This window comes from Ruegeria sp. BJ3 (assembly GCF_056535665.1).
In genome coordinates, this window is the sequence record NZ_JBQFIT010000001.1 from 3,073,428 (window position 1) to 3,094,182 (window position 20,755).

Genomic DNA, 20,755 nt, shown 5'->3' on the forward strand with positions numbered 1-20,755 from the left:
GTCCCGCATCCACTCATGCCGCTGTTTCGCCACGACCGAATGATTGCGAAATCAGCGCAGCTTCTACGGCAATCGAGGACAAGACATGACAGTCCCCGCCATCGAGCTCAAAGGGATTTCCAAAGCCTTTGGGCCAGTCCAAGCGAACAAGGACATCTCGATCAGCGTCGCCCCTGGCACGATCCACGGGATCATCGGTGAAAACGGTGCGGGCAAGTCCACGCTGATGAGCATTCTGTACGGCTTCTACAAGGCCGACAAAGGTGAAATCTGGATCAACGGTAAAAAGACCGACATCCCCGACAGCCAGGCCGCGATCGCCGCGGGCATCGGCATGGTCTTTCAGCATTTCAAGTTGGTCGAGAATTTCACCGTTCTGGAAAACATCGTTCTGGGCGCGGAAGATGGCGGGCTGCTGGCCCCCTCGCTGGCCAAGGCTCGGAAAGAGCTGAAAGAGCTCGAGGAAGAATACGAGCTGTTCGTGGACCCCGACAAGCGCATCGACGAGATCGGCGTGGGAATGCAGCAGCGGGTCGAAATCCTCAAGGCGCTGTATCGCAAGGCGGAGATACTGATTTTGGACGAACCCACCGGGGTGCTGACCCCGGCCGAGGCCGACCAGCTGTTCCGCATCCTCGACCGGCTGCGCGCCGAAGGGAAGACCATCATCCTGATCACCCACAAGCTGCGCGAGATCATGGAAGCCACCGACACCGTGTCGGTGATGCGCCGCGGCCAGATGACTGCCACGGTCAAGACCGCCGAGACCAACCCCGAGGAGTTGGCCGAGCTGATGGTCGGGCGCAAGGTTCTGTTGCGCGTCGACAAGGTGCCGGCCAAACCCGGCAAGCCCATATTGGAAATCGAGAACCTGCGGGTGACGGATTCGGCGGGCGTCGAGCGCGTCAAAGGTATCGACCTGACCGTCCGCGCGGGCGAGATCGTGGGCATCGCAGGCGTCGCCGGCAACGGGCAGTCCGAGCTGCTCGAAGTGTTGGGCGGGATGCGCCCGGGATCAGGCGTGATCAAACTGAATGGTACGCCTCTGGCGCTCAGCGGACCCGAGGCCGACGGTCAGGCCCGGCGCGCCCAAGGCATCGCCCATGTGCCCGAAGACCGGCAACGCGAAGGTCTGATCATGGACTTCCACGCCTGGGAAAACGTGGCCTTCGGCTATCACCGCGACCCCGCCTATCAGCGCGGGATTTTCATGAACAACGCCGCACTGCGCGCCGACACAGAACGCAAGATCGAGAAATTCGACGTGCGTCCGCCTAATGGCTGGCTGTCGGCCAAGAACTTTTCGGGTGGAAACCAGCAGAAGATCGTGGTTGCACGCGAAATCGAGCGGAACCCCGATTTGCTGTTGGTGGGCCAGCCGACCCGCGGCGTGGACATCGGCGCGATCGAGTTCATTCACAAGCAGATCGTCGCCCTGCGCGATCAGGGCAAGGCGATCCTGCTGGTCTCGGTCGAGTTGGAAGAGATCTTCTCTCTGTCCGACCGGATTGCAGTAATGTTCGACGGACATATCATGGGCGAGCGTCTGCCCCATGAAACGGATGAAAAAGAACTGGGCCTGTTGATGGCCGGTGTTGCGGGGGAGGCCGCGTAACATGGATAAGATGCCCAAATGGGCCGACGTCATTCTGATCCCGCTCATCAGTCTGATCCTGGCCGCAATCCTGTCGACACTGGTCATTCTGGCCATTGGCGAAAACCCGGTCGAGGCGGTGAACCTGATGGTCACCGGCGCGCTGGGGTCGACCTATGGCTGGGGTTATACCCTGTATTATGCCACCAACTTCATGTTCACCGGTCTTGCGGTTGCAGTGGCCTTTCACGCGCGTTTGTTCAACATAGGTGGCGAGGGTCAGGCCATGTTGGGCGGACTGGGCGTAGCCATGGTGTGCCTCTATGTGCCGTGGCCGCATTGGAGCATCGCTCTGCTGGCTGCGATGGCCGCCGGCATGCTGTTCGGCGCGGCTTGGGCTGCGATACCGGCCTATCTACAGGCCAAGCGCGGCAGCCATATCGTGATCACCACGATCATGTTCAACTTCATCGCTGCGGCGCTGCTGAACTACATGCTGGTCAACGTGATGCGACCGGCCGGCTCGCAGGACCCGGCGACCGCCCGCTTTGCCGAGGCGGTACATCTGCCCACCCTGCACGAGATGCTGGCCCCGATCGCGATCAACTTCTCCAAGGCGGCTCCGGCCAACATCTCGCTGATCATCGCGGTCATCGCCTGCATCGTAGTCTGGGCGCTGATCTGGCGCACTCGCCTGGGCTATGAAATTCGGGCTTATGGGCATTCGGAAACCGGTGCGGTCTATGCCGGTATCTCGCCGGTGCGCATCACCATCGTGGCGATGCTGATTTCGGGCGCTCTGGCGGGCCTGATGGCAATCAACAACGTCATGGGTGAGGCCGAGCGGCTGGTTCTGAACTCGACCGAGGGCGCGGGCTTCATCGGCATCGCGGTGGCCCTGATGGGCCGCTCGCACCCGTTCGGCGTATTCCTCGCGGCCATCCTGTTTGGCTTCCTCTATCAGGGGGGCGCTGAACTGGCGCTGTGGACCTCGATCCCGCGCGAACTGATTGTGGTGATCCAGGCATTGGTGATCCTGTTCACCGGGGCGCTGGACAACATGGTCCGTATGCCGCTTGAAAAGCTGTTCCTGGCCCTGCGGAAGGAGGCGAACTGATGGAGTTGTTCCTGACGATCGTCCAGGTTCTGGACTCGACCATTCGCCTGGCCACACCGCTGCTGCTGGCCTGCCTGGCCGGCTTGTATTCGGAACGCGCTGGCATTTTCGACATCGGACTGGAAGGCAAGATGCTGATGGCGGCATTCTTTTCGGCCGCCGTTGCCGCGGTCACCGGGTCGGTATGGCTGGGCCTGCTGGCCGGCATCGCATCGTCCTTGGCGCTGTCTGGCCTGCACGGGCTTGCCTCGATCACGTTCCGGGGCAACCAGCTGATTTCCGGTGTCGCCATCAACTTCCTGGCTGCCGGCATGACCGTGCTGGTAGCGCAGGACTGGTTCCAGCAAGGCGGCCGCACGCCGTCGCTGTTCGGAGGCGGCCGGTTCGAGCCAATCAACTTCCCCTTCGCCGAGGCACTGAGCGGTGTGCCGATCATCGGCCCCATCTATGCCGAGCTGCTCTCAGGCCACTCGATTCTTGTTTACGTGGCGTTCCTGATGGTGCCCGCAACCTGGTGGGTGCTGTTCCGCACCCGCTTTGGCCTGCGCCTGCGCGCCGTGGGTGAAAACCCGGCGGCAGTGGACACCGCCGGCGTCTCGGTGGTGGGGCTTCGCTACGCAGCCGTCGCCATCTGTGGCGTGCTATGTGGCATCGCCGGGGCCTATTTGGCTACTGCGTTGCAGGCAGGGTTCGTCAAAGACATGACGGCTGGCCGGGGCTTTATCGCACTGGCCGCACTGATCTTTGCCAAGTGGCGGCCGTGGCACGCCATGTGGGCGTGTTTGCTGTTCGGGCTGCTGCAGGCGGTTGCTTTGCGGTTCCAGAATATCGACCTGGGCGGCATCATAATCCCCGTTCAGGTCATGGACGCGCTGCCCTATATTCTGACCGTGGTGATCCTGGCGGGTTTCGTCGGCAAAGCGGTCCCGCCAAGGGCCGGTGGCGAGCCCTATGTGAAAGAGCGCTGATAAGGCCAGTTCAGGACTGGTTTTCAGTCCTGTTTGCTGCAAAGCGGCATGCAGAGTTGATTTTGCATGCCGCAAGCGCTCTAAGGGGGTATGCACGTCTACCTTCCCATAGCCGAAGTATCCGTTAGCCCGTTTATGCTGCTGGCGATTGGTGTTTCCGTGGGCGTTCTGTCCGGCATGTTCGGAGTGGGAGGCGGTTTTCTGATCACGCCACTGCTGTTTCTGATTGGCATTCCGCCCGCAGTCGCCGTGGCGACATCGGCCAACCAGGTCGTGGCATCCTCATTTTCGGGGCTGATGGCCCATCTCAAGCGCAGGACCGTAGACCTGAAGATGGGATCGGTTCTGCTGGGTGGCGGCCTGCTGGGCGCGACGCTGGGGATGCTCGTCTTCAACTATCTCAAGCATTTGGGGCAGGTCGATCTGGCGGTCCAGCTGTGTTACGTCGTGTTTCTTGGCCTCATCGGCACCTTGATGTTCGTTGAGAGCCTGCGTGCAATCCGCCGGTCACGGGCAGCGGGCGGCACCCCACCGACCGCACGTCGCCAACGCACCTGGGTTCATGCGCTGCCGTTCAAAATGCGGTTCCGCGAGTCAAACCTGTACATCTCGGTCATTCCACCCATCCTGGTCGGCTTTGGCGTCGGAATCCTGTCGGCCATCATGGGCGTTGGCGGCGGGTTCATCATGGTTCCGGCAATGATTTATATTCTGGGTATGCCAACAAAGGTGGTGATCGGAACCTCGCTGTTTCAGATCATTTTCGTGGCCGGGTTCACGACGATGATCCACGCTTCGACCAACTTCAGCGTGGATATCGTGCTGGCCTTGTTCCTGTTGATCGGGGGTGTCGTTGGGGCCCAGTTCGGCAGCATGGTCGGCGCCCGGCTGAAGGCTGAGCAGCTGCGGGTTTTGCTGGCGGTACTGGTCATGATCGTGGCCGGAAAAGTTGGGCTGGAACTGATCGTGACTCCGACAGAATTCTATTCGCTATCTGAATTGGCGGGGGTTTGACCGTGACCAGTTTTTCCCTCGAAACCGCCGTGTACTCGCCAGTGCATTCCCTCGCCCAACGCAGCGCACCCACCTTTGATCGTTGTAACCAGTCCACCGCAGCACGGATCGGCTAGACCACATGCATATCTATCTGCCTATCGCCGAAGTCTCCGTGAACGCCTTTCTGCTGCTGGGCCTCGGCGGCATGGTGGGAATTCTGTCCGGCATGTTCGGTGTCGGTGGCGGCTTTTTGATGACCCCGCTGCTGTTCTTTATCGGCATCCCACCCGCTGTTGCCGTGGCAACCGAGGCGAACCAGATCGTTGCCTCGTCATTCTCGGGCGTGCTGGCGCATTTCCGAAGAAAGACGGTCGATCTGAAGATGGGCACGGTCCTTCTTGTGGGTGGTCTGATCGGCGCCGCCGTGGGCGTTGTCTTCTTCAACTATCTCAAAAGCCTGGGTCAGGTCGATCTGCTGGTCAAGCTCTGCTATGTCGTCTTTCTGGGCGTCATTGGCGGGCTGATGTTCTTTGAAAGCCTCAATGCACTGCGCAGGTCCCGAAAAGCCGGTGCAGTCCCTGTCAAACGGCGCCAGAGGGGGTGGATCCACGCCCTGCCGTTCAAGATGCGGTTCCGGACCTCGGGGCTGTATATCTCAGTCATCCCGCCGGTGCTTGTCGGCCTGTTCGTCGGCGTGTTGTCGGCGATCATGGGCGTGGGCGGCGGGTTCATCATGGTGCCCGCCATGATCTACCTGCTGGGAATGCCGACCAAAGTGGTTGTGGGGACATCCCTTTTCCAGATTATTTTCGTCACTGGCTTCACCACCATGCTGCACGCCACGACCAACTTTACGGTCGATATCGTGCTGGCTGTCCTACTGTTGGTTGGCGGGGTGATCGGGGCTCAGATCGGGACCGTGCTGGGGGCACGCATCCCGGCCGAGCAGCTGCGCGTTCTGCTGGCCGCTCTTGTTTTGGCGGTTTGCGGCAAGCTGGCCCTGGATCTTTTGTTGCAACCGGCCGAGCTCTATTCGCTTGGCACCGATGGGGGGCATTGACGTGTTGCGCTGGTTCATCGCCTTTGTGTTCCTGACCATCCCCGTCCACGCTGCGGATGAGCAGGTCGTTCTTGGCCTCAGCCAGGATCGCGTAGCCATCACCGCCGATTTCGATGGATCCGAGATTCTGATCTTTGGCGCCGTCAAGCGCGAAGCGCCGATCCCGCCCGGCCCTCCGCTTGAGGTGATCGTGGCAGTCGCGGGCCCGTCCGAGCCGGTCATGGTGCGGCGCAAGGAAAAGAAATTCGGCATCTGGGTGAATACCGACAGCGTTCTGGTCGATTCCGCACCCAGCTTCTACGCAGTCGCCACAAGCGCGCCGTTCACAGACATCATCACCGACACCGAAGACCTGCGCTATCGCATCTCGATCCGGCGCGCGATCCGGTCCGTCGGGGCGGCCATGCATATCCGGGAGGCGCAGAATTTCGCCCGGGCTGTCGTCAGGATCCGCGAGGATGAGGGCCTGTATTCGATCCGTGAGAACACGGTTGCCGTGGATGAGCAAACGCTATTCCGCACCTCCATCGAGATGCCGGCCGACCTGACCGAAGGCGACTACCTGACCCGCATCTTCCTGATGCGGAATGGCGAAGTCATTTCGCAGTTCGAGACGGTTATCGACGTTCGGAAAGTCGGGCTCGAACGGTTTCTCTACAACATGTCGCGCCAACAGCCGGTCTGGTACGGGTTGATGTCCCTTGTCATTGCCATCGCCGCAGGCTGGGGCGCTTCGACGGCTTTCCGACTGCTGCGCGAAAACTGACCGCTACCCGCGCCCTATATACGGCATCGTCGTTGCCATCACGGTCATGAACTGGACGTTGGCTTCGGGCGGCAGGCTGGCCATGTGCAGGACCGAGCGCGCGGCATCTTCGAGCGCCATCGTCGGATCAGGCTCTCGCCCTTCAGCAACCGCCCTATCGACCAGGGTCTGCACCATCTGGGTTCTGGCATTTCCGATGTCAATCTGCCCACAGGCGATACCATGAGCGCGGCCGTCAAGCGACAGGCTTCGTGTCAGCCCGGTTATCGCGTGTTTGGTGGCGGTGTAGTGAACCAAATTCGGGCGCGGTACATGCGCCGCGATCGAGCCGTTGTTGATGATGCGCCCCCCCTGGGGCACCTGCCTGCGCATCGCGCCGAAGGCCGCGCGGGCACCCAGAAACATCCCGTTCAGGTTCACGTTGACGCTCTGATACCAGTCGTCCAGCGTGATCTCGTCGATCATTCCCGCGGGGGCAAGGATCCCCGCGTTGTTGAACAGAACATCCAACCGTCCAGCCTGCGCCTGAAATTCATCGAACGCCGCCGACACCGCTTGGGGGTCGGTTACGTCGGCCACCAGGGGAATGGCGTTTTCGCGCGTTGCGGCCATCTGGCTCAGCTTGTCCGCACTGCGCGCCAGCAGGCCGACCGTCCAACCCTGGTCCAGAAACAGCTCGGCCGTCGCCCGCCCAATGCCCGAACTCGCCCCGGTTACGATGATCGTGTTCACGTCTCCTCCGCCTCCAGCGTAAGTTTTGCGGCCGAAACCGCGCGCAGGTCGTGAACCCGCAACGGGTGGCTTGGTTTGGACAGCCGGTTGCGCACCACCCAGATCAGCCGCTCTTGCGCGCGGGTGATGGCCACATAGGCCAGCCGTTTCCACAGGGGTTGCCCGGCCTCGGTCCGGCCCATGCGGGCGGCGGCATAAAGGTCAGGTGCAAAGACCTGCACCGTGTCCCATTGCGAGCCTTGCGCCTTGTGAATCGTCACGGCGGCCCCATGCAGAAACGTGGCCCCCATGCGCGCGGCAAAGGGGATGAAGGGCTCTTCCTCGTCCGGTTTTTCGATCTGCACGATCGACGCGGCGCTGACCTGCGGGTCTTCGGCCCCCATGACATGCAGCCGCGAGAACCCAGGCTTGCGCCCCGGCCCCAGATAGATCACCTGCGCGCCCTTGATCAGCCCGCGCGCCTCGAGGTCGAGCCGTTTCTTGCGGTGCTTCAGCGGCAGCTCGATCCCGTCGCAGATCAACGGTTCGCCTTCCAACAGCTCGGTCTCGGGGGCGCCATGCACCTGACGGAAGGCCTGGATCAGCCGGATACGCGTCGCGTTCCGCCAGACCAGAACCGGGCTGCGGGCCATCAGGTCGACCTCGACCCGCTGGCCCCAGACCACACGGTCATCCGTGCGGGCGGTCTGCTCGACAAGACGTTCAAAATCCTCGAACCCCATGGCAGGATCGGCCAGCGCATGGGCCAGGTCCAGAATGGGGTTGTCGGCCTCTTGCCGGTGCACCCGGTGCAGGATCAGCTTGCGCGGTTCGGGCAAAGCATCGAACACCATCGACCCGGACTGATTCACCGGTGCCAACTGTGCCGGATCGCCGAACAGCAACAAGGTAGGAAAAATTTCTTTGAGATCCTCGAACTGGCGGTCGTCCAGCATCGAGGCTTCATCGACGAACCCGATATCCAGCGGCTCGTCGCGACGTTTCCATCCGGTTATGAAATCCGACCCGCGCAGGCCGGCGGCGGCCAGGGCACCCGGGATGGACTTGTTGTTGGCATAGAACGCGGCCGCGCGGTCCAACGCCTCGTCGGTCAGGCCTTCGATCTCGGGGCGGTCGTCATTGCCCGCCAGCCACTCGGCGATCCGTTCGTATTCCGGATCATAGACCGGCGTGTACAGAATGCGGTGAATGGTGGTGGCCGGAACACCGCGCAATCGCAACACGCTGGCGGCCTTGTTGGTCGGGGCCAAAATGGCAAGGCTGCGCTTGTCTTTCGATTTGCGGCTTTCATAGTCGCCCGAGACGATCCGAACTCCGGTCTCGGCCAGCGCCTTGTAGAGTTCGGCCAACAGCAGGGTCTTGCCCGACCCGGCCTTGCCGATCACCGCCATCACGCCCGATTCGCCTTGGCCGGGCAGCTTGAGCAGCGCATCGTCTTCCAGGTCCACGCCTGCGGTTTTCAGCATCTGGGCAATGCTGTCGAACGCGGCGGCCTGATCTTCGGAAAAAGTAACCTTGGGCAGAGACATGGCGCGACCCTACAGGGCCGCGCCAACCTGCGCCAGATGCGGAATACAACGTCAGGCAGTCAGTGCGAACCGATGCCGCGCGGCGGACCCGAACGCCGTCTTGAACCACAATCGCGACAGCTCACGCGGAATGCCCGCCCGCTCGGCCACGCGGTTGCAATCGTCAGCGGAATAGGGCCAAAGACCGACCGAGATCTGGTCACGGCCCGCCCCCTCAGAGGCCAAGACCACCGGCGAGGAACCGATCAGCCGATAGATACGGATCATCCTTGCATCAAAGACCCCGGCGATGTGGGTAAGACCGAAGCCTTCCATGATCTCCCCCCCGCTCAGCATGATTGCCCCGGCCGTGTGTGGATGAGCGGTGCGGGACAGGCAGAACCGTGTCACTTCCCAGATCAGCGGGCCGCGGATTGGGCTGCCGCCCGTCAGATGCCCGAACACCTCGTTTATCATGACAGGGCCAGTCGTGGGCAATACCCGCATCGATCCGCCGTGACTGCCGTCCGGCTCTTCCCAGATGACATATAGCGGGTTCAGATCATCATACTGATCCCGTTCCTCTCCTTTGGAATTGACATGAACATCCCATCCAAGGCGGGTTTTGAATTGATCGGCGCGGTCGCGAAACATCCCCTCGGCCAATTTTGGATATTTTTGAAGCTCGTCAGCGTAAACATAACGCAGCATGACTTTTCCCCTTGTCGTCCAGTGCTGGAACGAAGGGGGTACAAAGTCGTGGTTAATTTCCCGTGTGGCCCTCGCGCGGGCCTTAAACCACTATTAATCCTCTGCTGAGGGCAGTGGCGATGGCATGGGTTGTATTCAGAGCACCCAGCTTGGACCGGGCGCTTTCGATATAGACACGCAATGTGTGCTCGGAAATAGACAGGGAGTGCGCGACCTGCGCCCGGCTGTAGCCCAAGGCCAGCAGCGTCATCGCGTCGATCTCGCGCGGAGAGAGGCCGCGCGCGGATTCAGGTCTTCGGTCCTGCTCGAAATCCAATGCTTTGCGGTTGAAGTAGTGGGCGAGCAGTATCAACTCGCGGCTGTAGGTCACGATGAAGGCACCCCAAGCCTCGTCGCTGCAACTGTGATTGACCGTAAAAAGCGCGAACTGGCCATTCGGCCCACGAATTGGGATCGAATAGCCCTGATTGCCGACACCATGATCCAAAGCATCCTGCAGAAAGGCTTTTGCGACCTTGCCGGACCAGTTCAGAGATTTCCAATTGACCGGATGAAACCGCTGGAAGCAGCCCAGGATTACGGGATCTATTCGGTGATAGTTGCGTTCACGGTATCGGTCGGCCCAGGCATCCGGATAGGTGGTGTAGCCATATTGATCGCCGGCGCCATCGACCCAGTGATAGACGATGTGATCGACCTTCAGTTTGTCCCTGATGCGGACAGCAACCGCACCCAGCTCGTCAAGCGTGCTGGTGTTTTCCAAATCCTCCAGGACCTGGCTCAAATCGAACTGTGTTCCCATTCGACGGCGCTTTTGCCTCATCGTTCAGGGACGCAATTTCGGCCGCGGCGATCAGCCTGGTGTCGTCAAGCTGCTCGGCCAGCGCGGTCAACCCATTCGCAACGGCGAAGGCGTTGAGGTCCGACAATACGTCCAGTATCCACTCATTTCGCGCCATCATGGTCTCTCCGAAACAGTTAACGAAGGGTTAACACAACCATAACATGTACGCTGTTTTCTTGCCTATTCACTGCTTTCTACTCCCCAAAAACAGCGGGTCCCGAATTTGCATGGCATTGAAAAACAATATCCCATCTTCTGAACGCAAAACGCCCGCGAACCGTCTGAACGATTCGCGGGCGCTTGCTTTCAAAGCGCGGTGATCAACCGCGGGCGTCCAGAACCTCTTCCAAGGTCCGCATGCCCGTACGCGGGGCCTGAACCAAGACAGACATGTTGCCGGGCTTGTGCTCGTTCCGCATCATTTTCATGTGCGCCTCGGGCAGTTCTTTCCAAGTGAACACTTCGGACATGCATGGATCGAGACGCCGCTCAAGCATCAGCCGGTTTGCAGCGGACGCCTGCTTGAGGTGCGCGAAATGCGAACCCTGCAGACGCTTCTGGTGCATCCACATGTACCGAACGTCAAAGGTCAGGTTGTAGCCGGTGGTCCCGGCGCAGATCACGACCATGCCGCCTTTTTTGACGACAAAGGTCGAGACCGGGAAGGTGCTCTCGCCGGGGTGTTCGAACACCATGTCGACGTTCACGCCCTTGCCCGTGATGTCCCAGATCGCCTTGCCGAACTTGCGGGCCTCTTTGAACCACTCGGCATATTCAGGCGTGTTTACCGTGGGCAACTGGCCCCAGCAGTTGAAGTCCTTGCGGTTGATGACGCCCTTGGCGCCCAGCCCCATGACGAAGTCGCGCTTGCTTTCGTCCGAGATCACGCCGATCGCGTTGGCGCCAGCCGTATTGATCAGCTGGATCGCATAAGAGCCCAGCCCCCCCGACGCGCCCCAAACCAGAACATTCTGGCCCGGTTTCAGGTCATGCGGTTCATGCCCGAACAGCATCCGATAGGCGGTGGCCAGCGTCAGCGTGTAGCAGGCGCTTTCCTCCCAGGTCAGGTGCTTGGGGCGCGGCATCAGCTGCTGTGCCTGCACGTTGGTGAATTGCGCAAACGACCCATCGGGCGTTTCATAGCCCCAGATGCGCTGGCTGGGCGAATACATCGGATCGCCGCCGTTGCACTCTTCATCGTCGCCATCGTCCTGGTTGCAGTGGATTACGACCTCGTCGCCGACCTTCCAGCGTTTCACCTTGTCGCCCACCGCCCAGACGATGCCCGAAGCATCCGATCCGGCAATGTGATACGGGGCCTGGTGACCATCGAAGGGGCTGATCGGCTTGCCGAGCGAGGCCCAGACGCCGTTGTAATTGACGCCTGCCGCCATCACCAGAACCAGCACTTCGTGGCTGTCCAGCTTGGGCACATCGACCACTTCCAACTGCATCGCAGTGTCGGGCTCACCGTGGCGCTCTTTGCGGATGGCCCATGCATACATCTGTTTGGGCACATATCCCATCGGAGGGATTTCACCCATCTCGTAGAGGTCTTTTTCCGGTGCCTCGTAGGACGCGATGCCGCCGTCGGTGTCCAAAGCCATTGTGGCCTCCTCTGTCAAACATGTTCGCCGCGACGCAGAATCGCGCGCTTCATAGGCTGAAATATTGGCCCACGAGTAATTTTGCAACCCATCTCGGATCATTATTGAAATTTTATGACCCAGCAACCGCAGAAATTTCTTTTGCAGCCGCAGAACCATCTGGGTCTTCGCCGATGGGTGCTGAGGCGGCATAGTACTTCATAAGATCTAGCCGCTCGACCGATGGCGACAGCATACCGTTGTTTCTGCTCAGTATTCGCCGTTCGACCAGTTGTTCGATCGCTGGCGAAATGGCCTTCAGGTCTTCGTCCGTCGCGCCTTCCCGCCGCATCAGTTTGGCGATCCGTGACTGAACGTCAGACTCGGAGATGGTGCCGTTTTCGCGAACGAGCCAGCATGCAACGGGCGCTGGAACCAAAGGAATCGCCTGGCCAATCCGGCGCATCAGCTCTCGAGCCAGGTCCGTCATCAGGTCGGGGCCAGCTTGTTCGCGGAACTCCTGCAGCGAAATGGGCAGGCCGTACCGAACCGAGGCAAGACCGAACCGTTTGTAACGCCCGATGATACGGCGCCATATCTGTTTCAGGCTCCACCTTGTAATCACGCCGATCCGCGCGCGGAACCGCCGTTCGCTGCCCAAGGCGGCGGCGGTCAGAATCGTATCCTCCAGCACCCGGTCATAGTTCAGCGCAACCGGTACGAACACGACGTCGCGACCATCGGGACTGGTGCCGTCGATGATGTATTTCAGCAGTCCCAGTTTGGGTCGTCCCAAAGACCCGGTGAGGCTCAGACCGCCCTCGGGGAACATCGCCTGAGTCACACCGGCATTGGTGGCCAGGCGCACATAGCTGGCCAGAACCTGCCGGTAGAGTTCGCTGCCGGACTTGCGCCGGATGAAATAGGCCCCCATCGCGCGGATCAACCGGCTGAGCGGCCAGACCCGTGCCCACTCGCCCACCGCATAGGACAGCGCCGACTGTTGCGCGGCCAAATAGGTCACCAGAACATAATCCATGTTGCTCCGGTGATTCATCACAAAGACCACGGTTGCTTTGGGATCGATCTCCTTCAATGCGGCCTCGTCCTCGTGGCTGAGGCGGACATTGTAGAACGCGTTGCTCAACCATCGAGCCAACCGAATGGCAAAGCTGAAATACATGAAGGCCGAAAACGACGGGACGATTTCCCGGGCGTAGCGCCGGGCCTGCTCGAACGCGACCGCTTCGGGGATTCCATGTTCTTCGGCGTGGTGCTGAACAGCCTGACCAACCTGCGGGTCATAGATCAGGCGTTGGATCATGTCATGACGCTCGGCCAGTTTGAACGGCTGGATCGGCCGTTGCAGGCGCTGGTTCAAGCGTTCAACAGCCCGTTCAAGCCGGCGGCGAAAGAACCAGCGCACCGACGGGAACAGGAAATGCGAAGCAAAAGTGACCGCGGCAAACACCACGATCAGAACAAACAGCCAAATCGGTAACTCAACGGTCTGCGTCATGCCCGCACAGTGCCATCAAACCGCCGCTGTCACAATCGGCAGCACGCCGTACATGCCGCAACGCAGCGAATTGACATGTGCTGAAAATTGCGCTTTAGAACCCATGAGAGAAATATTGTTACCCATTGACGCATGAGGCTCTGACCATGACGCAGACGCAGAAAGACCGCCCCTGGCTCATCCGAACCTATGCCGGTCATTCCACGGCCAAGGCCTCGAACGCGCTATACCGGTCCAACCTGGCCAAAGGGCAGACCGGCCTGTCGGTGGCTTTCGATCTGCCGACGCAGACCGGATACGACAGCGATCACACCCTGGCCCGGGGCGAGGTCGGCAAGGTCGGCGTGCCGGTCTGCCACCTGGGGGACATGCGCGTTCTGTTCGACCAGATCCCGCTGGAACAGATGAATACGTCGATGACCATCAACGCCACTGCCCCCTGGCTGCTGGCGCTGTATATCGCGGTGGCCGAGGAACAGGGGGCCGATGTGTCCAAGCTGCAGGGCACGGTGCAGAATGACCTGATCAAGGAATACCTGAGCCGCGGCACTTATGTCTGCCCGCCCAAACCCTCGCTCAAGATGATCGCGGATGTTGCCGAGTACTGTTATTCGAACGTACCGAAATGGAACCCGATGAACGTGTGTTCCTATCACCTGCAAGAGGCCGGCGCGACGCCCGAGCAGGAGCTCGCCTATGCGCTGGCCACCGCCATCGCGGTTCTGGACGAGCTGCGCCCCCGCGTTCCGGCCGAGGACTTTCCGGCGCTGTGCGGCCGCATCTCGTTCTTCGTGAATGCGGGCATCCGGTTTGTCACCGAAATGTGCAAAATGCGGGCCTTTGTCGACCTCTGGGATGAAATCCTGCAACAACGTTATGGGGTGGAAAACCCCAAGTTCCGCCGATTCCGCTATGGCGTTCAGGTCAACTCGCTGGGCCTGACCGAGCAGCAGCCCGAGAACAACGTCTATCGCATCCTGATCGAGATGCTAGCCGTGACCCTGTCGAAAAAGGCGCGTGCCCGGGCGGTGCAGCTGCCCGCCTGGAACGAGGCCTTGGGCCTGCCGCGCCCGTGGGACCAGCAATGGTCGATGCGAATGCAACAAATCCTGGCCTATGAGACAGACCTGCTGGAATATGACGACCTGTTCGACGGCAACCCGGTGGTCGATGCCAAAGTCGAGGAACTGAAGCAGGGCGCCCGGGCCGAGCTAGCCAATCTGGAGTCGATGGGCGGTGCGGTTGCGGCGATCGACTACATGAAATCGCGGCTGGTGGATTCCAACGCCGAGCGGCTCAACCGGATCGAGCGCAATGAGACCATCGTCGTCGGCGTGAACCGCTGGACCGAGGGTGAGCCCTCGCCGCTGCAGACCGAGGATGGCGGGATCATGGTCGTCGATCCGGCGGTCGAACAGGAACAGATCGATCGCCTGAACGTCTGGCGTGCCGCCCGCGATGACGCCGCCGTGGTCGCGGCGCTGGCCGATCTGCGCGCCGCCGCGCAATCGGGCGCCAACATCATGGAGCCCTCGATCGCCGCGGCCAAGGCCGGTGTCACCACCGGCGAATGGGCAGAAGAGATGCGCCGCGTCTTTGGCACCTATCGCGGCCCGACGGGCGTTTCGGGGTCGGTCTCGAACAAGACCGAAGGCTTGGACGACCTGCGGGCGGCGGTGGATGCGGTCAGCGACCGCCTGGGGCGTCGCCTGAAATTCCTGGTCGGCAAGCCGGGTCTGGACGGTCATTCCAACGGCGCCGAACAGATCGCCTTCCGCGCCCGCGATTGCGGCATGGACATCACCTATGACGGCATCCGCCTGACCCCCGACGAAATCGTCGCTTCGGCCATCGAGCAGCAAGCCCATGTGATTGGCCTGTCGATCCTGTCGGGCAGCCACCTGCCGCTGGTTCAAGAAGTGATGACACGCCTTCGAGAAGCAGGTCTGGGTGATATTCCAGTTGTCGTCGGAGGCATCATCCCGGACGAGGATGCGGATCGCCTCAGATCGATGGGTGTTGCCAAAGTCTATACGCCCAAGAATTTCGAGCTGAATGCCATTATGGGGGATATCGTTTTGCTGGCCGATCCAAAAACGCTGGCCGCGGAATAATCGCCCAGAATTAATTCCATTGCCCATTTCGTTTAAAGAATGGCCATTGATTGGGATTCTCCGTAACGTTGCCTGATGAGTAAAAAATGAATCAGGTGGGTACGGAGAACGACAATGGGCATAAATCTGGACAAGCTGTCGCGTAAGGAATTGCTTGAATTGCGCGATCAGGTCGATAAGGCGCTGGAAAACGCTGAGGCCAGAGAGCGTCAGGAAGCATTGATGGCCGCTGAAAAAGCAGCTGCCGCTTATGGGTTTTCCTTGTCCGACTTGGCATCTCAGCCCACTCGGTCCGGCAAGGGATCGAAAGCCAAAGCAAAATATCGCAATCCGGCCGATCCGGCGCAAACCTGGACGGGGCGTGGGCGTAAACCAAAATGGGTCCACGAAGCGCTGAAAGCCGGTGCAGATATTTCCGATCTGGAAATCTGAACGGGAAAAGTATCAAAATGACAATTCACATTGGCGCCGAAAAAGGTGAAATCGCCGAAACCGTGCTTTTGCCGGGTGATCCGTATCGTGCGAAATGGGCCGCCGAAACTTTTCTGAGCAATGTGCGGCAAGTCAACGATGTCCGCGGGATGCTGGGTTTCACCGGCGAATGGAAAGGAAACCCGGTCACCATTCAGGGCAGCGGAATGGGAATGCCGTCGCTGTCCATTTACGTAAATGAACTGATCCGGGACTACGGTGCAAAAACCCTGATCCGCATCGGGTCTTGCGGCGGCATGCAGGAAAACGTGAAGGTCCGGGATGTTATCCTGGCCATGACGTCAACGACGCTCAGCACCCCGTCCCGGGGCATCATGAAAGAGCTCAACTTTGCGCCTTGTGCAGATTGGGGCCTGCTGCAGGCTGCCGCCAAAGCAGCCGAGGCCAAGGGCACGGCAACCCATATCGGCGGCATCTACTCGTCTGACGTTTTCTATGACGAACGCCCTGACCTGAACGAACAGATGGTGCGTCACGGAATCCTGGGTGTCGAAATGGAGGCAGCCGAATTGTATATCCTGGCCGCGCGGCACAAATGCCGGGCCTTGGCGGTTCTGACCGTTTCCGATCACCTTCTGACCGGCGAGGCCCTGCCCTCGTCCGAGCGCCAGAGCAGCTTTGGTGACATGGTGGAAATTGCGCTGCAGGCCGCCTTCCCGAACGCCTGACACAAACCGGCCCGGGTCACCCCCGGGCCTCAGCGCCCATGCGTACGGTCATAGCCATTGGGCGCCGGACTTTGCCAGCCGCTCAGCGTGCCTTCGGCAGGTGCAAAAACCTCGACCAACAGCGGGTGACAGGCGGCCGTATCCGACGAGTGTTCGGACGAGCAATCCCCACCCGGACAGGCACTGAGGTCACCCAGAAGGTCGATTTCCGCGAAAAACTCCAAGTAGTCACCCGGTCGAACCGGTGAAGCCTTCATAAAATACTGCCCCGTATCGCGGGTAAAGCCGGTGCACATGAATACGTTCAACACGTCGTGCACCAAACGCTCGGCTACCGGAATCTCCAGACCAGTATGGTCAGCCAGCGCCCGGGTCAGGTTGGAGTGGCAGCAATGATGGTATTGAGTGCCCGACAGCAGGTTTCCGGTATAGGGATCGCAACGCGTTCCGATCACGTCATGCACCGACCCGCCGTATTGATCGATTCCATACCAGTCCAAGGTGTCCGCAACGATCGTGGCCATCGGGCGCAGAAAGGGAAAGCTGGACCATAGCCGCTTGCCGGTCGTGACATGGGTGCCATGCAATGCACGCGTCTTGCCCGAATAGAAACGTTCGTTCAGGTCGTGCAGGTTCCACAGGTTCAGGTCGCCGACCTGCGGGCCTTCGACCGAGGTGATCCGAAAGAAGTGTCCGGCCGGCGCCTCAAAGCAGCGGGCATCACGTGGCGGCACCAGAACTTCGGCTGTCTTTCGCGCGCTCTTTCGGGCGTCCAGCAGCAGGTCAAGGTCAACGCTGGGCAGGGTGTCATTTGGGTAGCAAATGACCGGAGCGATCCCGCGGCGGGCGGCGGCATCCGAAGGAGGATTTGGCATTCTGCATCTTTCCGCTGTTTTGCGCAGATTGACCCAGAATGACCTTTGGGAAAACCCCGTTTCCCTCAGGCAATAAGGCTTATTTCCGTTCGCACCGCGTGGGCTGCGTCTCGGAGACGGAAACCGCCCCGCAATACGCACAACTCCACGTGCCGGCATGCCTGTGCTGCCGCCACCGGCAGTCGCGGGTCAAAGAAGACGTGCGTGACCGCCAGACGAAATAGGCGAACACGCCGGCGCCGAGCAGAAGCAGAAGAACAGGCATTCCCCTGCTTCGCGCAATATGCGCCGGGACTCAAGACTTGGCGGCAAACTCAGGCCGCGTTGGCGTATTCAAACAGCTCCGGCTCTGCATCCTTTGCAGGCTTGACCGGCTCAGGCTCGTAGTAGGCCCAGGCTTGCTCAAGATATTCCAAGGCTTTGGCTGCGTTTGTTTTTTTGGATTCGTTCTTCATCGGAGTGATCCTGTTTCCAATCCGTCACTCCTCCCCGATACCGAACATAGCCTTGGCCAGGGCGGCCCACATCCAATGATTTCGCATGTGGGCCATGCACTTGCCGCAACGCGGCAAGCGCGTTGGTCGTCATCGGTCAAACTGCGCGTTCGACCATCATCTTCTTGATCTCGGCAATCGCCTTGGCCGGGTTTAGCCCCTTGGGGCAGGTCTTTGCACAGTTCATGATCGTATGGCACCGATACAGCTTGAACGGATCCTCAAGCTGATCCAGACGCTCGCCGGTGGCCTCGTCGCGGCTGTCGATGATCCAGCGATAGGCATGCAGCAGCGCGGCGGGGCCAAGGTACCGGTCGCCGTTCCACCAATAGCTGGGGCACGAGGTCGAGCAGCTGGCGCACATCACGCATTCATATAGGCCGTCCAGCTTTTTGCGGTCCTCGATCGACTGCCGCCACTCTTTAGCCGGCCGGTTGGTCTTGGTTTCCAGCCACGGCATGATCGAAGCGTGCTGCGCATAGAAATGGGTCAGATCCGGGATCAGGTCCTTGACCACCGGCATGTGCGGCAGTGGGTAGATCTTCACGTCGCCCTTGATCTCGTCCATGCCGTAGATGCAAGCCAACGTGTTGATCCCGTCGATGTTCATCGCGCAGGAGCCGCAGATCCCCTCGCGGCACGACCGGCGGAAGGTCAGGGTCGGGTCGACCTTGTTCTTGATGTAGATCAGCGCATCCAGAACCATCGGCCCGCAATCGTCCATGTCGACGAAGTAGGTGTCGACCCGAGGGTTCTGCCCGTCATCCGGATTCCAGCGATAGATCTGGAACTTACGCACGTTGCTCGCGCCTTCCGGCTTCGGCCAGGTCTTGCCCGTCGTAATCCGGGAATTCGTAGGGAGGGTCAGTTGGACCATGTGTTCCTCTCCTCAGAATGTCCGCGCCTTGGGCGCGATCTTTTCAAGGCTGATACCGCCTTCAGCCTCGGTGCTCAGCGGATCGACGATGACCGGGCGATAGCTGAGTTCGACCTTGTTCCCGTCAACCCGGGACACGGTGTGAACACGCCAGTTTTCGTCATCGCGCTCGGTGAAGTCTTCGTGTGCATGAGCGCCGCGGGATTCCTTCCGCGCTTCGGCGCCGACGATAGTGGCAAGCGCGTTGGGCATCAGGTTGGTCAGTTCCAGCGTCTCCATCAAGTCGCTGTTCCAGATCAGACTGCGATCCGTGACCTTGATATCCTCCATCTTGGCCGCGATTGCGGTCATCTTCTCGACCCCTTCGGCCAGGGTCTTGGCTGTCCGGAACACCGCAGCATCCGCCTGCATGGTTTTCTGCATCTCAAGCCGTAGATCGGCCGTCGGGATTGCACCGCTGGCATTGCGCACCGCATCGAACCGATCAAACGCCTTGTCGACCGAGGCCTGGTTCAGGACCGGGTTGGGCGTTTCGGGGTCGACGACCTTGCCCGCCCGGATCGCCGCGGCGCGGCCAAAGACCACGAGGTCGATCAACGAGTTCGACCCCAACCGGTTCGCTCCGTGAACCGACGCGCAACCAGCTTCGCCCACGGCCATCAGGCCGGGCACGACAGCGTTCGGATCGTCGGCGGTCGGGTTCAACACCTCGCCCCAATAGTTGGTCGGAATACCGCCCATGTTGTAGTGCACCGTCGGAAGAACCGGGATCGGTTCCTTGGTGACATCCACGCCGGCGAAGATCTTTGCGCTTTCCGAGATGCCCGGCAAACGCTCGTGCAGGGCTTCGGCCGGAAGATGGCTCAGGTTCAGGTGAATATGGTCGCCTTCGGGACCGACGCCGCGCCCTTCGCGGATTTCCATGGTCATCGAACGCGAGACATAGTCGCGCGGTGCGAGGTCCTTGTATTGGGGCGCGTAGCGCTCCATGAACCGTTCACCTTCCGAGTTGGTCAGATATCCGCCTTCGCCGCGGGCACCTTCGGTGATCAGGCAGCCCGAGCCGTAGATGCCGGTCGGGTGAAACTGCACGAACTCCATGTCCTGCAAGGCCAGGCCGGCACGGGCCACCATGCCGCCGCCGTCGCCGGTGCAGGTGTGGGCCGAGGTCGCGCTGAAATAGGCGCGGCCGTAACCACCAGTGGCCAACACCACCATCTTGGCATTAAAGACGTGCATGGTGCCGTCGTCCAGCTTCCAGCAGACAACGCCTTGGCACTGCCCGTCTTCGGACATGATCAGGTCGATGGCGAAATACTCGATGTAAAATTCCGCGTTGTTCTTCAGTGACTGCCCGTACAACGTGTGCAGGATCGCGTGACCGGTCCGGTCGGCAGCGGCACAGGTGCGCTGAACTGCGGGGCCCTCACCGAATTCGGTCGTGTGGCCACCAAAGGGACGTTGGTAGATCTTGCCTTCTTCGGTACGCGAAAACGGCACACCGTAATGCTCCAGCTCATAAACGGCCTTGGGTGCTTCGCGCGCAAGGTACTCCATCGCGTCTGTGTCACCCAGCCAGTCCGAGCCCTTGACGGTGTCATACATGTGCCACTGCCAATGGTCGGGGCCCATGTTCGACAGCGACGCCGCAATGCCACCCTGCGCCGCAACGGTGTGCGAGCGGGTCGGAAAAACCTTGGTTACGCAAGCGGTGCGCAGACCTTGTTCGGCCATGCCCAGCGTGGCACGCAGACCGGCCCCACCGGCGCCGACCACGACCACATCATATTCGTGCGTTTCGTATTCGTAAGCAGCCATTTCATTCAGCTCCGGG

Annotated in this window: 19 protein-coding genes; 9 read left to right on the top strand and 10 right to left on the bottom strand. The window is 60.5% G+C overall.

The genetic code is table 11. The features are described from left to right. Positions 1-85: 85 nt before the first annotated feature. From ACR3EL_RS15480 to ACR3EL_RS15505, 6 genes are all read left to right on the top strand, one after another. Complete coding sequence (locus tag ACR3EL_RS15480) at positions 86-1,615, top strand: ABC transporter ATP-binding protein (RefSeq protein WP_093963455.1); 1,530 nt, start codon at positions 86-88, stop codon at positions 1,613-1,615. 1 nt (position 1,616) lies between these two features. Beyond that, positions 1,617-2,711 (top strand): ABC transporter permease, encoded by a 1,095-nt coding sequence (locus tag ACR3EL_RS15485; RefSeq protein WP_170342161.1) that lies wholly within the window; start codon positions 1,617-1,619, stop codon positions 2,709-2,711. Further along, complete coding sequence (locus ACR3EL_RS15490) at positions 2,711-3,679, top strand: ABC transporter permease (RefSeq protein ID WP_093963457.1); 969 nt, start codon at positions 2,711-2,713, stop codon at positions 3,677-3,679. Before ACR3EL_RS15485 ends, ACR3EL_RS15490 begins: the two co-directional genes overlap by 1 nt. 90 nt (positions 3,680-3,769) lie before the next feature. Further along, positions 3,770-4,693 (top strand): sulfite exporter TauE/SafE family protein, encoded by a 924-nt coding sequence (locus tag ACR3EL_RS15495; RefSeq protein WP_170342163.1) that lies wholly within the window; start codon positions 3,770-3,772, stop codon positions 4,691-4,693. Positions 4,694-4,814: 121 nt separating this feature from the next. Then, on the top strand, positions 4,815-5,735 hold the full coding sequence (locus ACR3EL_RS15500) for a sulfite exporter TauE/SafE family protein (RefSeq protein ID WP_093963459.1): 921 nt from the start codon (positions 4,815-4,817) through the stop codon (positions 5,733-5,735). Further along, on the top strand, positions 5,722-6,501 hold the full coding sequence (locus tag ACR3EL_RS15505) for a TIGR02186 family protein (RefSeq protein WP_170342165.1): 780 nt from the start codon (positions 5,722-5,724) through the stop codon (positions 6,499-6,501). Before ACR3EL_RS15500 ends, ACR3EL_RS15505 begins: the two co-directional genes overlap by 14 nt. 3 nt (positions 6,502-6,504) lie before the next feature. Here the strand turns inward: ACR3EL_RS15505 and ACR3EL_RS15510 are convergent, their stop codons facing one another. The 6 genes from ACR3EL_RS15510 to ACR3EL_RS15535 form a co-directional block, all read right to left on the bottom strand. Then, a complete protein-coding gene (locus ACR3EL_RS15510; protein WP_170342167.1) occupies positions 6,505-7,233 on the bottom strand; it encodes an SDR family oxidoreductase in 729 nt (242 codons plus the stop codon). Beyond that, a complete protein-coding gene (locus ACR3EL_RS15515) occupies positions 7,230-8,762 on the bottom strand; it encodes an ATP-dependent DNA helicase (RefSeq protein WP_170342169.1) in 1,533 nt (510 codons plus the stop codon). Before ACR3EL_RS15515 ends, ACR3EL_RS15510 begins: the two co-directional genes overlap by 4 nt. A gap of 51 nt (positions 8,763-8,813) precedes the next feature. After that, positions 8,814-9,452, bottom strand: a complete 639-nt coding sequence (locus ACR3EL_RS15520) for an acyl-homoserine-lactone synthase (RefSeq protein ID WP_170342171.1) — start codon at positions 9,450-9,452, stop codon at positions 8,814-8,816. Between the two features lie 82 nt (positions 9,453-9,534). Then, positions 9,535-10,254, bottom strand: a complete 720-nt coding sequence (locus tag ACR3EL_RS15525) for a helix-turn-helix transcriptional regulator (RefSeq protein WP_170342173.1) — start codon at positions 10,252-10,254, stop codon at positions 9,535-9,537. A 362-nt stretch (positions 10,255-10,616) separates the two neighbouring features. Continuing rightward, the gene (ccrA, locus tag ACR3EL_RS15530; protein ID WP_093963466.1) at positions 10,617-11,903 is read right to left on the bottom strand and encodes a crotonyl-CoA carboxylase/reductase; all 1,287 of its coding nucleotides are present in this window, start codon (positions 11,901-11,903) and stop codon (positions 10,617-10,619) included. A 112-nt stretch (positions 11,904-12,015) separates the two neighbouring features. After that, entirely contained in the window at positions 12,016-13,401 is a 1,386-nt protein-coding gene (locus ACR3EL_RS15535; RefSeq protein ID WP_170342174.1) for a 1-acyl-sn-glycerol-3-phosphate acyltransferase, read from the bottom strand. A 146-nt stretch (positions 13,402-13,547) separates the two neighbouring features. Between ACR3EL_RS15535 and ACR3EL_RS15540 the strand changes: the two genes are divergently transcribed. From ACR3EL_RS15540 to deoD, 3 genes are all read left to right on the top strand, one after another. Continuing rightward, positions 13,548-15,515: a protein meaA gene (locus ACR3EL_RS15540; protein ID WP_170342176.1), complete on the top strand. Its 1,968-nt coding sequence runs from the start codon at positions 13,548-13,550 to the stop codon at positions 15,513-15,515. A 114-nt stretch (positions 15,516-15,629) separates the two neighbouring features. Then, positions 15,630-15,947: an H-NS histone family protein gene (locus ACR3EL_RS15545; RefSeq protein ID WP_170342178.1), complete on the top strand. Its 318-nt coding sequence runs from the start codon at positions 15,630-15,632 to the stop codon at positions 15,945-15,947. Positions 15,948-15,964: 17 nt separating this feature from the next. Then, entirely contained in the window at positions 15,965-16,675 is a 711-nt protein-coding gene (gene deoD / locus ACR3EL_RS15550) for a purine-nucleoside phosphorylase (RefSeq protein WP_170342180.1), read from the top strand. Positions 16,676-16,704: 29 nt separating this feature from the next. Here the strand turns inward: deoD and ACR3EL_RS15555 are convergent, their stop codons facing one another. The 4 genes from ACR3EL_RS15555 to sdhA all read right to left on the bottom strand — a co-directional run bounded on the left by ACR3EL_RS15555 (position 16,705) and on the right by sdhA (position 20,739). After that, on the bottom strand, positions 16,705-17,550 hold the full coding sequence (locus tag ACR3EL_RS15555) for an urea carboxylase-associated family protein (protein ID WP_480722213.1): 846 nt from the start codon (positions 17,548-17,550) through the stop codon (positions 16,705-16,707). 314 nt (positions 17,551-17,864) lie between these two features. Beyond that, positions 17,865-18,005 (bottom strand): hypothetical protein, encoded by a 141-nt coding sequence (locus tag ACR3EL_RS15560; protein ID WP_170342184.1) that lies wholly within the window; start codon positions 18,003-18,005, stop codon positions 17,865-17,867. 136 nt (positions 18,006-18,141) lie between these two features. Beyond that, positions 18,142-18,921: a succinate dehydrogenase iron-sulfur subunit gene (locus tag ACR3EL_RS15565; RefSeq protein WP_093963473.1), complete on the bottom strand. Its 780-nt coding sequence runs from the start codon at positions 18,919-18,921 to the stop codon at positions 18,142-18,144. 12 nt (positions 18,922-18,933) lie between these two features. Further along, positions 18,934-20,739, bottom strand: a complete 1,806-nt coding sequence (gene sdhA, locus ACR3EL_RS15570) for a succinate dehydrogenase flavoprotein subunit (RefSeq protein WP_093963474.1) — start codon at positions 20,737-20,739, stop codon at positions 18,934-18,936. Positions 20,740-20,755: the final 16 nt, after the last annotated feature.

Bases quoted from the DNA above. Each gene is read 5' to 3' on its own strand.
- ACR3EL_RS15535 (WP_170342174.1), bottom strand. From the start codon at position 13,401: ATGACGCAGACCGTTGAGTTACCGATTTGGCTGTTTGTTCTGATCGTG.
- ACR3EL_RS15490 (WP_093963457.1), top strand. From the start codon at position 2,711: ATGGAGTTGTTCCTGACGATCGTCCAGGTTCTGGACTCGACCATTCGC.
- sdhA (WP_093963474.1), bottom strand. From the start codon at position 20,739: ATGGCTGCTTACGAATACGAAACGCACGAATATGATGTGGTCGTGGTC.
- ACR3EL_RS15520 (WP_170342171.1), bottom strand. From the start codon at position 9,452: ATGCTGCGTTATGTTTACGCTGACGAGCTTCAAAAATATCCAAAATTG.
- ACR3EL_RS15555 (WP_480722213.1), bottom strand. From the start codon at position 17,550: ATGCCAAATCCTCCTTCGGATGCCGCCGCCCGCCGCGGGATCGCTCCG.
- deoD (WP_170342180.1), top strand. From the start codon at position 15,965: ATGACAATTCACATTGGCGCCGAAAAAGGTGAAATCGCCGAAACCGTG.
- ccrA (WP_093963466.1), bottom strand. From the start codon at position 11,903: ATGGCTTTGGACACCGACGGCGGCATCGCGTCCTACGAGGCACCGGAA.
- ACR3EL_RS15480 (WP_093963455.1), top strand. From the start codon at position 86: ATGACAGTCCCCGCCATCGAGCTCAAAGGGATTTCCAAAGCCTTTGGG.
- ACR3EL_RS15500 (WP_093963459.1), top strand. From the start codon at position 4,815: ATGCATATCTATCTGCCTATCGCCGAAGTCTCCGTGAACGCCTTTCTG.
- ACR3EL_RS15525 (WP_170342173.1), bottom strand. From the start codon at position 10,254: ATGGGAACACAGTTCGATTTGAGCCAGGTCCTGGAGGATTTGGAAAAC.
- ACR3EL_RS15515 (WP_170342169.1), bottom strand. From the start codon at position 8,762: ATGTCTCTGCCCAAGGTTACTTTTTCCGAAGATCAGGCCGCCGCGTTC.
- ACR3EL_RS15560 (WP_170342184.1), bottom strand. From the start codon at position 18,005: ATGAAGAACGAATCCAAAAAAACAAACGCAGCCAAAGCCTTGGAATAT.
- ACR3EL_RS15540 (WP_170342176.1), top strand. From the start codon at position 13,548: ATGACGCAGACGCAGAAAGACCGCCCCTGGCTCATCCGAACCTATGCC.
- ACR3EL_RS15565 (WP_093963473.1), bottom strand. From the start codon at position 18,921: ATGGTCCAACTGACCCTCCCTACGAATTCCCGGATTACGACGGGCAAG.
- ACR3EL_RS15485 (WP_170342161.1), top strand. From the start codon at position 1,617: ATGGATAAGATGCCCAAATGGGCCGACGTCATTCTGATCCCGCTCATC.
- ACR3EL_RS15495 (WP_170342163.1), top strand. From the start codon at position 3,770: ATGCACGTCTACCTTCCCATAGCCGAAGTATCCGTTAGCCCGTTTATG.
- ACR3EL_RS15505 (WP_170342165.1), top strand. From the start codon at position 5,722: ATGGGGGGCATTGACGTGTTGCGCTGGTTCATCGCCTTTGTGTTCCTG.
- ACR3EL_RS15545 (WP_170342178.1), top strand. From the start codon at position 15,630: ATGGGCATAAATCTGGACAAGCTGTCGCGTAAGGAATTGCTTGAATTG.